The organism is Nonomuraea sp. NPDC049480 (assembly GCF_044465905.1).
GTDB lineage: Bacteria > Actinomycetota > Actinomycetes > Streptosporangiales > Streptosporangiaceae > Nonomuraea.
This window is the reverse complement of the sequence record NZ_JBITMD010000016.1, coordinates 261,525-273,950: the sequence shown is the minus strand read 5'-3', so window position 1 is coordinate 273,950 and position 12,426 is coordinate 261,525. Positions and strand designations below refer to the sequence as shown.

Below are 12,426 nucleotides of genomic sequence, written 5' to 3'. Positions count from 1 at the left end.
GGTTTGCCCTCGCCGAAGTTGTGCCACAGGCCGAGCGAGATGGCCGGGAGGAGCAGGCCGCTGCGGCCGCATCTGCGGTACGGCTGACGTTCGTACTTGTCCTTGACGTTGTGCAAGATCTACCTTCCCGAGATACCGGTGAGCGTGACGCCTCGGATGAACGTTTTCTGGGCCAGGAAGAAGACGACGAGGATGGGCAGCATCGACAGGAGCGCGACGGCCATCATCTGGTTGTACTGCGTGACGTACTGGCCGCTGAACATGCCCAGGCCCTGCGCGAGGGTGATCTTCTCCATCGAGCGGAGGTAGATGGTGTTCTCCAGGTACTGGTTCCAGTTGCCGACGAAGGAGAACAGGCAGATCGCCGCGATCGCGGGCTTGGCCAGCGGCAGCATGACGCTCCACAGGATGCGCAGCTCCGAGGCGCCGTCGATGCGGGCGGCGTCGATGAGCTCCTGCGGGATGGTGGTGAAGAACTGCCGCAGCAGGAAGATGTACAGCGCCACGCCGAAGAACTCCGGCACGACCAGCGGCAGGTACGTGTCCACCCAGCCGAGCTCGGAGAACATGATGAACTTCGGCACGAGCGTGATCTCCCGCGGGATCATCATGGTGGCCAGCAGCGCCGCGAACATGAAGCCGGCCGCCCGCGCCCGCATCCGCGCGAAGGCGTAGGCGGGCAGGATGCACGAGATGAGGTTGCCGGCCATGGACAGCGCGGTGATCAGGATCGTGTTCAGCAGGAACCTGGTGAACGGCAGCGACCCCGTCCAGCCCTTGACGTAGTTCTCGAAATGGAAGGAGTCGGGGAACCACTGGGGCGGGAAGGCCAGGTTGTCCGCGTCGGACTTGAGCGACGTGGTGAGCATCCACAGGAACGGCAGCAGGAACACCGCCGAGGTCATGATCAGCAGGATGTACGCGCCGGAGCGCCGGATCCGCCTGATGCGCTCGGCCTGCTGCGAGGTCAGGGACGTACCCGCCGGCCTGGTGCGCGCGGGCTTGGGCGCGGTCTCGAGGAGCATCGGGGGGACCTCACTTGAACTCGTAGTGCACCCAGCGCCTGGCCAGGCTGAACTGGATCGCGGTCACGACGATGACCAGCAGGAACATCGCCCACGACAGCGTGGCCGCGTACCCCATGTCGAAGTAGACGAAGGCGTGCCGGTAGATGTAGAGGCCCAGCACCATCGTGGCGTTGCCGGGACCGCCCTCCGTCATGACGAGGATGAGCACGTAGCTCTGCAGCGCGGCGATGAACCCGGTCACCACGTTGAAGAAGATGACCGGCGACATCATCGGCACGGTCACGCTCCAGAACCGCCGCCACCATCCGGCGCCGTCGATCTCGGCCGCCTCGTAGAGCGTCTTCGGAATGCCCTGCAGGCCGGCCAGGTAGATGACGATCGTGTTGCCCGCGCCCCACACGCTCATCAGCACCAGCCCGGGGATGGCCCACTCCTGCGAGGCCAGCCAGCCGGGGCCCTGGATGCCGATCGAGGCCAGCAGCTTGTTGATCAGCCCGTAGTCGGGGTGCAGGATGTTCAGCCACAGCAGCGCGGTGGCCAGGCCGGACACGACCGACGGCAGGTACATCACGGTGCGGAACAGGCCCTGGAAGCGCAGCGGCTGGTTGAGCAGCAACGCCAGCAGGAACGTGAACGTCACGCCGAGCGCCACCGCGCCCAGGCCGTACTCGACGGTGTTCCCGATCGACTCCCAGAACTCGGGGTCGTTGAGCATCCGCTCGTAGTTGGCGAAGCCCACCCACTTCGGAGGCTGGAGCAGGTTCCACTCCATGAAGCTGAGCACCACCGCGGCCAGGATCGGCCCGGCGCTGAAGAGCACGAACCCGATCAGCCACGGCGAGACGAACAGGTGGAAGCGCCGGGCCTCCCGGCGGGCCAGCGTCGTGCCGGCCCGCCGGGACACACCGGTGCTGATCGCGGTCATGCGATCTTGTTCTCGGCCAGGACCGGTGTCACCTTGTCGGCCATCTCCTTCAGCGCGTCGTCCACGCTGATCTTGCCGAGCTGCGCCCGCTCCCAGATCGGCAGGGCGGTGTCCACGACCTTCTTGTTGGCCGGCAGCCGCAGCACGCCGTCGTCGGAGGCGTAGTCGGCCATGATCTTCTTGACCAGGTTCGCCTCCTCCACCGGGATGCCCAGCGCCTTGGCGTTGTCCTCCCACGCGGACTGGCGGGCCGGCGCGGAGATCCGGCGGAACTTGTAGCCGGAGGCCGACAGGTATTCATGCATGTAGATCCAGGCGGCGTCCTTGTTCTGCGACGAGGCCGTCATCACCAGCGCGCTGCCCACGGCCGGGGTGGTGCGGCCGTCAGGCCCCTTGGGCACCTGCGTGGTGCCCCACTTGAACGCCTTCTGCTTGGACAGCTCCAGCATGACCCACGCGCCGTTGATGAACAGGGCCGCGTGCCCGGACTTGAACGGATCGACCTTCTCCAGCAGTTGCAGCTCGGCCAGGCTCGGCGTCGCCTTGTCCTTGAGCAGCAGGTCCAGCCAGCGGGCCATGACGTCCCTGGCGGCCGGCTCGTTGATCATCACCTTGGACTCGGCCGCGTCCAGGAACCGCCCGCCGAACGGCATCAGGTACACGGAGCTCAGGTCGGGCGACGGCTTCGGCATCGGCGAGACGCCGTAGATCTTCTCCACGCCCGAGCCGCTGGTCATCTTCTTGGCCGTCTCGAAGAGCTTGTCCCACGTCCAGCTCTCGTCCGGGTAGTCCAGGCCGGCCTTGTCGAACAGGTCCTTGTTGTAGAACAGCAGCTTGGGCGCCATGTCGGTGGGCAGCCCGTACAGGGCGCCGTCGCGCTTGAAGTAGCCGAGCCCGGCCTGCGGGATGTCGTCCATGTCGAACTCGGGAGTCTTGGCGATGTAGTCGTCCAGCGGCTGCAGGACCTTGTTGGCGATGAGGTTCTGCGTCCAGGAGTAGTGGTTGTAGAGGACGTCGGGCAGTGTGCCGCCGGCCGCCTGGGCCATGTACTTGGTGAGGAACTGGTCGAACGGCGCCGACTCGCGCTTGATCTCGATGTTCGGGTGGCGCTTTTTGAAGAAGAAGTCGAACTGCGCGTTGCGTACCTCGGTGACCGCGTCCGTGGTGAAGCCGAGCGTGATCACCACCTTGGAGGCCGGGTCGGGGACGTCCGTCTTCGGCCAGGTCAGCGAGTTGTTGAGCTGCTCGGCCTCCTCGAACGGCCAGTCGTCGCTGCTGGGACGGTTCGGGTCGATCACCTGGGCGCCGGACTTGACCGGGGCCGCGGCCTGCTTCTGCTGGCGGCTGTCGCCGCAGGCGGACAGCGCGGGCACGGCCGCGGCCGCCACCGCCAGGGCCAGCATCTGCCGACGGTTCATCTCCATGGGGGTGGGCCTTTCACAGGAAGAGCTCGATCACCGGCACCGCCACGTCGGGGCGCTGCACCGGGAGCTGCAGGGTCAGGGTGCCGGGCGGCAGCGCGCCCAGCTTCGTGTGCCCGCTGTCCACCGCCGGGTCGGGGACCAGGATGCGGACCTCCGAGCCGTCGTTGAGCAGCTGGGCGTAACGCACCTTGCCCGCCAGTCCCGGGAGGTGCAGATGTTTGTACGGCCAGGCGAACAGGTGCACGTAGAGCCGGTCGCCGCGCTGGGTGTAGCGGCAGTCCGGCGGGGCCTCGTACGTGCTCGACCCGGCGCCGTAGATGGACCGGCCGTGCAGCCTGGTCCACCGCCCGATGCCGCGCAGCGTCTCCAGCGCCCGCGGATCGAACGCGCCGCGCCCGTCGGGCCCGACGTTGAGCAGGAGGTTGCCATCCTTGGAGACGGTGTCGACGAGCATCCGCACGAGCAGGTCGACGGGCTTGTAGTCGAGGTTGTCGCGGTCGTAGCCCCAGCTGCCGTTGAGCGTCTGGCACGCCTCCCAGACCCGGCCGGGCGGAGCCGGAGGCTGGAACTGCTCGGGCGTGGTGAAGTCGCCGGGGATCTCGAGGCGGTCGTTGATCAGGCAGTCCGGCTGCAGCCTGCGGACCAGCGCCGCCAGCTCTTCCGAGCGCCAGTCCGCGGCGCCCTTGCCGCCTGGCGTGAGCCGGCCGTTCCTTACCCGCTTGGAGTAGGAGAAGTCAAACCACATGGTGTCGATTCGGCCGTAGCGGGTAAGCAGCTCTTCGACCTGGCTGTGCAAATAGGACTGGTAAATCTCGATATTTCGGTCATGGTTGGTGACGCCCTCGTGGTACGCAGGGTGCAGGCCGTCGATCGGGAAGTGCGGGTGGTGCCAATCGATCAGCGAGTGGTAGAAGCCCACCCCGAGCCCGCGGCCCCGGAACGCCTCGACGATCGGGCCGACCAGATCCTTGCCGTGCGGGGTGCCGGCCACCGACCAGCCGGTGTGCGCCGAGTCCCACAGACAGAACCCGTCGTGATGCTTGGTGGTCAGCACCAGATAGCGCATGCCCGCCCCGGCCGCCGCCTCCGCCCAGGCGTCCGGGTCGAACAGGTCGGGGTCGAAGTGGTCGAAATACCGCTGGTACTCCGCGTCCGTGAGGCGCTCGCGCTGCTTGACCCACTCGTGGCGGGCGGCCAGCGCGTACAGGCCCCAGTGCACGAACAACCCGAACCGTTGCTCACGGAACTCGGCCAGCCGGGCGGCAGAGATCGGATGGATGTGGTCGTCCTGTGGCACTCCGTGAGGCATGGCCGTACCGTAGACCCGGTAATTAACTTCGTCAAGAATTGAATTCGAACCTGTCTCAACCTAGGCTCTTGCCCACTGTGAGGAGAGTTGGGACATCTCTAGTGCGCAGTGCCCGCTGAGAGCGTGCCGCGATCAACTCCTCCTATCTCTTGACCTCCTGGAGGGCACGTGCCGAACTGGACGCTCAGCGACGGGGACCTGGAAGCCAGGCTGGACCTCTCCTCGGCGGGAGAGCTCACGCTGGAGCTGCGGCACGCGGGGAAAGCCGTGGTGGAGCCGTCCCGGCTCGGCCTCAGGGTCGCCCATGCGGACCTGACCACGGGCCTGGAACTCGCCGGCATGTCGGAGCGGCAGGTCGAGGAGTCCTACCGGACGGTGATCGGGAAGCGGCGCGAGCACCGGTACACGGCAGGGGAGTGGACCTTGTCGTTCGCCAAGGGCGGGCACCGGCTCGACGTGGTGGTCCGCGTCGGCGGAGGCGGCGTGGCGTACCGGTACGTGGTGCCGTGGACGGGGCCGGTCACCGTAATGCACGAAATTTCGGAGTATGTCGTGCCGGGCGACGCCCGCGCGGTGCTCCTGCCGTACGAGAACGGCCGCTGCGACTACGAGGAGATCCACCGGCACACCACGGTCGCCGCCGCCGAGCCCATCCTGTACGGCTACCCGTCCCTCTTCCAGACCGGCGGGGCCTGGCTGCTGATCACCGAATCCGGCCTGGACAGCGGCTACGCCGGCTCCCGCCTGCGCTTCGACGGCCGCGCATTCCGCCTCGACCTGCCCGACCCGTACGTCACCGCGGCCAGCCCGCTGGTCACCCCGTGGCGCACCGCGATCGTCGGCGACCTGGCCGCGATCGTGGAGAGCGACCTGGTCACGAGCCTCGCCGAGCCCTCCAGGGTCGAGGACACCTCCTGGATCCGCCCGGGGGCCGCCGCCTGGTCGTGGTGGTCCGACGGGCCCTCCACCCGCGACCTGGACGCCCAGAAGCGGTGGGTGGACTTCGCCGCCGAGCACGGCTGGCCGTACGTGCTGGCCGACGCCGGCTGGAACAAGGAGTGGATGCCCGAGCTGATCGCCTACGCCCGCGACCGGGGCGTCGGCGTCTGGCTCTGGTCGCACTGGCAGCACGTCGACACCGAACTGGAGCACCGCGAGAAGCTCGCGCTCTGGAAGGAGTGGGGCGCGGCCGGCGTGAAGATCGACTTCACCGAGTCCGACGGCCAGGACCGGATGCGCTGGTTCGACGACATCCTGGCCGCCACCGCCCGGCTGGAGCTCATGGTCGTCTTCCACGGCGGCACGATCCCGCGCGGCACCGAGCGCACCTGGCCGCAGTTCATGACGGCCGAGGCCGTCAAGGGCGCCGAGTGGATCAAGCCGAAACCCGGCAAGGAGCCGCTCTACCCGGCCACCCACTACCTGTCGCTCGCGTTCACCCGCAACGTCCAGGGGCCGATGGACTTCACGCCGTGCACGTTCACCGGCGTCCGCGCGATCTCGGCCGGATTCGAGCTCGCCCTGTCGGTGCTCTTCGAGTCCGGCGTCCAGCACTTCGCCGACTCCATCGAGGCCTACCGGGCCAGGCCCGAGGCGCTGCGCCTGCTGTCCGCCGTGCCCACCGCGTGGGACGACACACGGCTGCTGTCCGGCGACCCCGCCGACCACATCCTGCTGGCCAGGAGGAGCGGCGCCGACTGGTACGTCGCCGCCGGCGTGTCCGGCGAGGCCCGCACGCTCACCGTGCCGCTCGACTTCCTCGACGAGGGGGAGTGGGCGGCCGAGATCTACCGCGACGCCCCCGGCGACCGGATCGACGTCGAGACGGTCACCGTCCCGGCCGGGGACAAGCTCGACCTCGCCGTCGCCCCCAACGGCGGGTTCACGCTGCACCTCAGGAGAGAGACTCCATGAAGAAATCGATCCCGGGCGTCTTAGCCACCCTCACCCTCGCCCTCACCGCCCTGTCCGTCCCGCCCGCCGCGGCCGCCGCCTGGACGCCGCGCTGGAGCCCCAGCCCGCCGGGCGACAGCGTGGCCGAGGCCTTCGAAGGCATCGAGGACGACCGCGCCGACTCCCACCCGGGCGTCACGCACATCTACGTCTCCGGCGACGCCTACCGCTTCGACATGCACACCGAGGACCGCGACGGCTCCGACCGGCAGCGCAACGAGGTCAAGGGCATGCGCACCGGCAGCGGCAGCTCGTACATCAAGATCCTGGAGAACCAGACCTGGCGGATCAGCTACCAGATGTACATCCCCACGTCGCTGGACGCCACCAGCAGCTTCACCCACATCGCCCAGATGAAGACGCCCGGCTCCGGCGCGCCCCTCTACACGATGTCGCTGCCGATCTCCGGCGGCACCCCCAAGATCAACCTCCGGTACTGGGACGAGTCCGAGCAGACCCACGAGGTCGGCAACACGAACCTCAACCCGATCCAGGGCAAGTGGCTGGACACCACGTTCGAGTTCAAGGCGTCCGACAACGGCTACCTGCGCTGGACGCTCAGGGACGGGTCCACCACGCTCGTCGACCGGCGCATGGACGGCACCGACCTGTGGCGGGGCGACGACGAGTACCTCCGCCCGAAGTGGGGGATCTACCGCAGCATCAACAGCTCCGGGCTGCAGGATACGTACCTGCTGATCAGGAACCTGCAGGCCCACCAGCTCACCGGCGGCGGCGAGGACCCCTCCTCGTACGAGGCCGAGCAGGGCTCCTTCAGCGGTACAGCCCGCACCGCGTCCTGCTCCGGCTGCTCGGGCGGCACCAAGGTCGGCTGGATCGGCGGCGGCGCCGGCAACGCCGTCACCCTCACCGTCCAGTCGCCCGCGGCCGGCGCCCGGCAGCTCACCGTGCACGGCCTGGTGAGCGGCACCCGCGCCTTCCACGTGAGTGTGAACGGCGGCGCCCCCCAGACCGTCTCGATGACCGGCACGAGCTGGAGCAGCCCCGTCTCCGCGACCGTCTCGGCGCAGCTCAACGCGGGCGCCAACAGCGTCCGCCTCTTCAACGACGGCGCCAGTGCGCCCGACCTCGACAGGGTGACGCTCTCATGACGCCAGATCTCAGCAGTCCCCGTGCCCAAGGGCGAGCGCGCCCTTGCGCCGGCCGCCATCGCGCTCGCCGCGTCCCGAGGGCGCTTTCCGGGGTCTCGACGGCCGAGGAGTCCCGATGAGGAGGTACGGCTCGCGGCTGGCGGGCGCCCTGGCGGTGATGGCGCTGATCCTTCAGACGGCCCCGGCGGCCCAGGCCGCCGACCCCGCCGCCGACCCAGCTGCCGGGGCGCCGCGCTGGGAAACGCGGTGGAACCCCAGTCCGTGGCGTGACGGCGTCCGCGCGTTCGAGGCGCTGGAGGACGACCGGCGGGGCTCGCACCCCGAGGGCCAGCCGCACGTCTTCGTCGACGGCAACGCCTGGAAGTTCACCGCGCACCTGGAGGACCGCGACGGCACCGACCGGATGCGCAACGAGGTCCGCGGCATGCGCGCCGCCGACGGCCGGGCGCTGGAGATGCGCAAGGACGAGACCTGGCGGATCACGTACCAGATGTACATCCCGGACACCCTTGACGCGACCACCAGCTTCAGCCACATCTGGCAGCTCAAGACCTCCGACATCGGCACCCCGGTGGCCCAGATCTCGCTGCCGGTCGTGAACGGCGTGCAGAAGATCGCGGCCCGCTACTGGACGCTTGAGGACAACAAGTCCCACGACTTCGCCACCGCCGACCTGGAGCCCATCCAGAACAGGTGGGTGAGCGTCACCATCGAGCTCAAGTCGGCCGACGACGGCTACATGCGCTGGGTGCTGAAGGACGGCCGGCGGACGATCGCCGACCAGAAGGCCGAGGGCATCGACCTGTGGTGGACGCCCGAGCAGTACAACCGGCCCAAGTGGGGCATCTACCGCAGCATCAGGAGCGCGGGGCTGCAGGACACCTACCTGCTGGTCAAGGACCTGAAGGCCGAGCAGCTCGGGCCCGCGACACCGCCCGTCAAGCTGCCGCCGCCGGACCGGAGCCCCGGCGCGTACGAGGCCGAGCGCGTCGGCAACGTCTGGGAGGGCGCCGCCGAACCCGCCTACTGCGCCGTCTGCTCCGGCGGCCGGAAGGTGATCCTCATCGGCGGCAACATCTACGACTACGCCGTGGTCAGGGGCGTGCTGTCGGAGACCACCGGGACCCGGCAGATGACCGTGCACGCGCTCGTGGACGGCTCCCAGGCGTTCGCGGTCAGCGTCAACGGCGCCGACGCGATCCAGGTTCCGATGACCGGGACCAAGGACGCGGTCACGACCGCGACCGTGCCGGTGAACCTTGTGGCCGGGGTCAACACGATCCGCTTCTACAGTCACACCGCCCGCTCTCCCGAGCTCGACAAGATTGTCATCAGCCCATGAGAAACGACCTCAGCAGACGCGCCGTCCTGGCCGCGGGCGGCGCGCTGGCGCTGACCGCTTTGGCGCGGCCGGCCGCCGCGACGCCGGCCTGGCAGTCCCGCCTCGTACGCTACGACCGGCGCGGCCGGCTGGTCTACGAGCAGGACGCCGAGGGAAACCGCATCCCCGACTTCAGCCACGCCGGCTACGGCAACGGCGAGCGGCGCATCCCGCACGTGCCCGTCGTCAGGACCATCCGGCCGGTCGAGGGTGACAACACCGCCCACGTCCAGGCGGCGCTCGACGCGATCGGCGCGCTGCCGCGCGACCGGCGCGGCGCGCTGCTCCTGCTGCCCGGCGTGTACCCGGTGGCCGGGACGCTGTACGTCCGGGCGAGCGGGACGGTGTTGCGCGGCGTGGGCGACGGCGACGACCCGTCGAGCAACACGATCATCAAGGCGACCGGGAACAACCCCAAGGACCGGAACGTGATCGTGGCCGGGGGCGTCGCGGGCGGCGGCTGGACCGGTGAGGTGCCGGGCACCCGTACCGACATCACCACCGGGTTCGTGCAGGTCGGGTCGCGCGAGTTCGAGGTGGCGAACCCGGGGGCGCTGCGCCCCGGCGACAACATCGTCATCACCCACCCCTGCACCGAGGAGTGGCTGAAGGCCATCGACTACGGCGGCCACGACGTGGGGCCGCCGTGGAAGGTCGGCGAGCACCCGATCATCTACAACCGCTACATACGAGACATTTCAGGAAATGTCGTAAAGATCGATGTGCCGGTCTTCAACCATCTCAACCGCGCCCACGCCACCTCGTTCCTCTACAAGTGGGACCGGGCCGGGCTCGTCACCCACGTCGGCGTGGAGCGGCTGCGCGTGGACATCGAGTACCACGGTGACCCCGAGCAGGACGAGGACCACGCCTACAACGCGATCGTGCTGCTGCGCACCGAGGACTCGTGGGTGCGGGACTGCACCATGCTGCACTTCACCCAGGCCGGCGTCGCCACCCAGGAGACCACCCGCGCCACGGTCGAGAACTGCAGGGCCATCGACCCGGTCAGCATCGTGACCGGCAGCAGGCGCTACAACTTCAACACCTACGTCTACTCCCAGCAGGTGCTGTTCCGCGACTGCCACGCCTACAAGGCCAGGCACGCCTTCGTCTCCAACGGCCACAGCACGGTGTCCGGCGTCGTCTTCCTGCGCGGCACGTCGGAGTACGCGCTCAACTCCAGCGAGGGACACCGCCGCTGGTCGCAGGGCCTGCTGTTCGACGGCCACAAGGACGTGGACCCGCACTACGACTACACGCTCGGCCTGTACAACCGTGGCCGCTACGGCACCTCGCACGGCTGGTCGGCCGCCCACTCGGTGGCCTGGAACTGCGACGTGGCCACCAGCAGGCTCATCGTCCAGAAGCCGCCGACCGCGCAGAACTACGCGATCGGCTGCCGCGGCACGGTGACCGGCGACGGCCCGTTCCAGCAGCCGGCCGGGTACATCGAAGGTGCCAACCAGGCCGGCCTGGTCCCGCCCTCGCTCTACGGGGCGCAGTTCCTGGACCGGCTACGCGGTGGTCTCCAGTCGTAGCAGCCCGCCCTCGGGGACGGTGACCTCCACCGTCCCCGGGGTCAGGGTCACCAGCTCGTCGCCCTCGGTGCGGCCCCGGCAGTCGTAGACCGTGGCCCGGGCCGTCCCGGGGCGGGAGACACGGAGGAGCACGCCGGTGGAGGCGTCGCCGTTGGCCAGCCACAGCGTGCCGGTCTCGGGCGACTCGACCGGCATCGGCGCGTACCTGGCGGTGATCACCGTCCCGCCCGAGCGGGCCGTCACCTGCGGATAGGCCAGGTCGGGGCGGGCCGGCTCGAAGTCGCCGCGCTGCAGCACCTCGGCGTGATCGCGGAAGAACGCCAGCCAGAACCGCAGCGCCTCCTCCTGCGCCGGGTTCAGCGTGGTCAGGTCCACCGAGATCTGCGGGACCGCGAACAGCACGCTGATCAGCTGGGTCGCGATCCGCTGCGGGCTCTCGTCCGGGTGCCACATGAGCATGTCCGCGTGCACGGCCAGGGGCCCGGCGATGAGCCGCAGGTCCACGGTGCGCTGCCGGTTGTGGGCAGGGCTGAGCGGGCAGTCGGAGGCGCGGATCATCGTGGCGTACGGCCACAGGCCCGGGCTCACGTACGGCTGGCGCAGCTCGACCAGGCAGTCCCCCGGAAGCTGGGCCAGGAGCCGGCGCACGCCCTCGTTGACCGTGGCGCAGTCGGCCCCGGGTCCCGGCTCCGGCGGGTCCTCGACGGCGAACTGGTCGATGAAGTCGATCTTCAGGCCGTCCATGCCCCACTCCGTGACCGCCCTGGTGAGGTGGCCCGCGAGCAGGTCGCGGACGGTGGGGTGGCGCGGGTCGACGATGGCGGCGTTCATGTGCTCCTTGTACGCCAGCGTGTACGGCCGCACGCGGTCCCACAGGGCGGTGTGGCGGCCGACGAAGGGCAGGGCGTACCAGAGCAGGTAGGCGAGCCCTTCACCGCGCACCTTCGCCACATGCTGCGCCATGTCAGGAAAGGAGACAGGCGACGGCTCCCACTCGCCGACGTACCCGTAGCCGCGGCCCCGGTCGTCGGAGTGCCAGCCGTCGTCCACGATGATCGCCTCGCAGCCCAGCTCGGCGGCGGGACCGGCCTGCCGCTCCACGCTCGCGGCGTCGACGTGCTGCTGCATGGCGTACCAGGTGGAGTAGGCGGGCATCCGCGCCGCCCGCGGGACGTCGCGGTCCGGGCCGTGCAGCGTCCGCCACCAGTCCGCCACGCCCGCCAGCGTCGTCGCGAAGTGCCGCCGGGTGAGGTCCAGGCGCAGCAGGAGGCCGCCGCCGGGCTCGGCCTCGTGCTCCACCCAGAACCCGAACTCGCCGGTCTCCTCCACCACGCCGGTGCGGGTGCGCACGGGCCGGACGACCTCGCCGGCCGCGAACGTGCACAGCGCCTGATCTTGAGTGCCCACCAGGCACCCGACCGGCGCGTTCTTCTCCAGCGCCGCGGTGCGGGGACGGCGCCAGAAGGGCGGCAGGCCGCGGTGCTCGCCGCCGTCCGCCGCCCAGAAGGCGGTCGCGCCCACGCACGGCACACGCCAGGCCACCCGCACGACGGCCGTCCGGTCGGGGACGACCCGCAGCTCCAGGACGCCCCGGTCCTCCTCGGCCGTCCAGGTCAGCCGGGCCGCCGACGTGCACTCGAACTCCAGCCCCGCCGCCTCGATCCGCACCTCCTCCTGCCGTCGCATCTCGTCGTGTGGCTGCCAGACACCGGGGGCTGCGGTCACTTATCTCTCCCTACTCATGGCCTCACTC

Annotated in this window: 9 protein-coding genes; 4 read left to right on the top strand and 5 right to left on the bottom strand. The window is 69.5% G+C overall.

Features of this window, described 5'->3' with window-relative positions; genetic code table 11:
• Nucleotides 1-119: 119 nt before the first annotated feature.
• Genes ACIBX3_RS38015 through ACIBX3_RS38000 form a run of 4 tightly spaced genes read right to left on the bottom strand, consistent with a single transcriptional unit; the run spans nucleotide 120 to nucleotide 4,686 of the window.
• Nucleotides 120-1,025 carry a carbohydrate ABC transporter permease gene (locus tag ACIBX3_RS38015; protein WP_397125371.1) on the bottom strand — a complete coding sequence of 302 codons (906 nt, stop codon included), beginning with the start codon at nucleotides 1,023-1,025 and terminating at the stop codon, nucleotides 120-122.
• Between the two features lie 10 nt (nucleotides 1,026-1,035).
• Nucleotides 1,036-1,953: a carbohydrate ABC transporter permease gene (locus tag ACIBX3_RS38010; protein WP_397125370.1), complete on the bottom strand. Its 918-nt coding sequence runs from the start codon at nucleotides 1,951-1,953 to the stop codon at nucleotides 1,036-1,038.
• Nucleotides 1,950-3,371: an ABC transporter substrate-binding protein gene (locus tag ACIBX3_RS38005; RefSeq protein ID WP_397125369.1), complete on the bottom strand. Its 1,422-nt coding sequence runs from the start codon at nucleotides 3,369-3,371 to the stop codon at nucleotides 1,950-1,952. The genes ACIBX3_RS38010 and ACIBX3_RS38005 overlap by 4 nt, the downstream gene beginning before the upstream one ends.
• Before the next feature lie 19 nt (nucleotides 3,372-3,390).
• Entirely contained in the window at nucleotides 3,391-4,686 is a 1,296-nt protein-coding gene (locus tag ACIBX3_RS38000; RefSeq protein ID WP_397125368.1) for an alpha-L-fucosidase, read from the bottom strand.
• 168 nt (nucleotides 4,687-4,854) lie between these two features.
• Between ACIBX3_RS38000 and ACIBX3_RS37995 the strand changes: the two genes are divergently transcribed.
• From ACIBX3_RS37995 to ACIBX3_RS37980, 4 genes are all read left to right on the top strand, one after another.
• The gene (locus ACIBX3_RS37995) at nucleotides 4,855-6,600 is read left to right on the top strand and encodes a glycoside hydrolase family 97 catalytic domain-containing protein (RefSeq protein WP_397125367.1); all 1,746 of its coding nucleotides are present in this window, start codon (nucleotides 4,855-4,857) and stop codon (nucleotides 6,598-6,600) included.
• Nucleotides 6,597-7,751, top strand: a complete 1,155-nt coding sequence (locus tag ACIBX3_RS37990; protein ID WP_397125366.1) for a CBM35 domain-containing protein — start codon at nucleotides 6,597-6,599, stop codon at nucleotides 7,749-7,751. Before ACIBX3_RS37995 ends, ACIBX3_RS37990 begins: the two co-directional genes overlap by 4 nt.
• A gap of 115 nt (nucleotides 7,752-7,866) precedes the next feature.
• Entirely contained in the window at nucleotides 7,867-9,093 is a 1,227-nt protein-coding gene (locus ACIBX3_RS37985; RefSeq protein WP_397125365.1) for a hypothetical protein, read from the top strand.
• Entirely contained in the window at nucleotides 9,090-10,673 is a 1,584-nt protein-coding gene (locus ACIBX3_RS37980) for a hypothetical protein (RefSeq protein ID WP_397125364.1), read from the top strand. Before ACIBX3_RS37985 ends, ACIBX3_RS37980 begins: the two co-directional genes overlap by 4 nt.
• Here ACIBX3_RS37980 and ACIBX3_RS37975 read toward each other — a convergent pair.
• Nucleotides 10,650-12,398, bottom strand: a complete 1,749-nt coding sequence (locus ACIBX3_RS37975; protein WP_397125363.1) for a glycoside hydrolase family 36 protein — start codon at nucleotides 12,396-12,398, stop codon at nucleotides 10,650-10,652. The genes ACIBX3_RS37980 and ACIBX3_RS37975 overlap by 24 nt on opposite strands.
• Nucleotides 12,399-12,426: the final 28 nt, after the last annotated feature.

Bases quoted from the DNA above. Each gene is read 5' to 3' on its own strand.
- ACIBX3_RS38015 (WP_397125371.1), bottom strand. From the start codon at position 1,025: ATGCTCCTCGAGACCGCGCCCAAGCCCGCGCGCACCAGGCCGGCGGGT.
- ACIBX3_RS38010 (WP_397125370.1), bottom strand. From the start codon at position 1,953: ATGACCGCGATCAGCACCGGTGTGTCCCGGCGGGCCGGCACGACGCTG.
- ACIBX3_RS38005 (WP_397125369.1), bottom strand. From the start codon at position 3,371: ATGAACCGTCGGCAGATGCTGGCCCTGGCGGTGGCGGCCGCGGCCGTG.
- ACIBX3_RS38000 (WP_397125368.1), bottom strand. From the start codon at position 4,686: ATGCCTCACGGAGTGCCACAGGACGACCACATCCATCCGATCTCTGCC.
- ACIBX3_RS37990 (WP_397125366.1), top strand. From the start codon at position 6,597: ATGAAGAAATCGATCCCGGGCGTCTTAGCCACCCTCACCCTCGCCCTC.
- ACIBX3_RS37985 (WP_397125365.1), top strand. From the start codon at position 7,867: ATGAGGAGGTACGGCTCGCGGCTGGCGGGCGCCCTGGCGGTGATGGCG.
- ACIBX3_RS37980 (WP_397125364.1), top strand. From the start codon at position 9,090: ATGAGAAACGACCTCAGCAGACGCGCCGTCCTGGCCGCGGGCGGCGCG.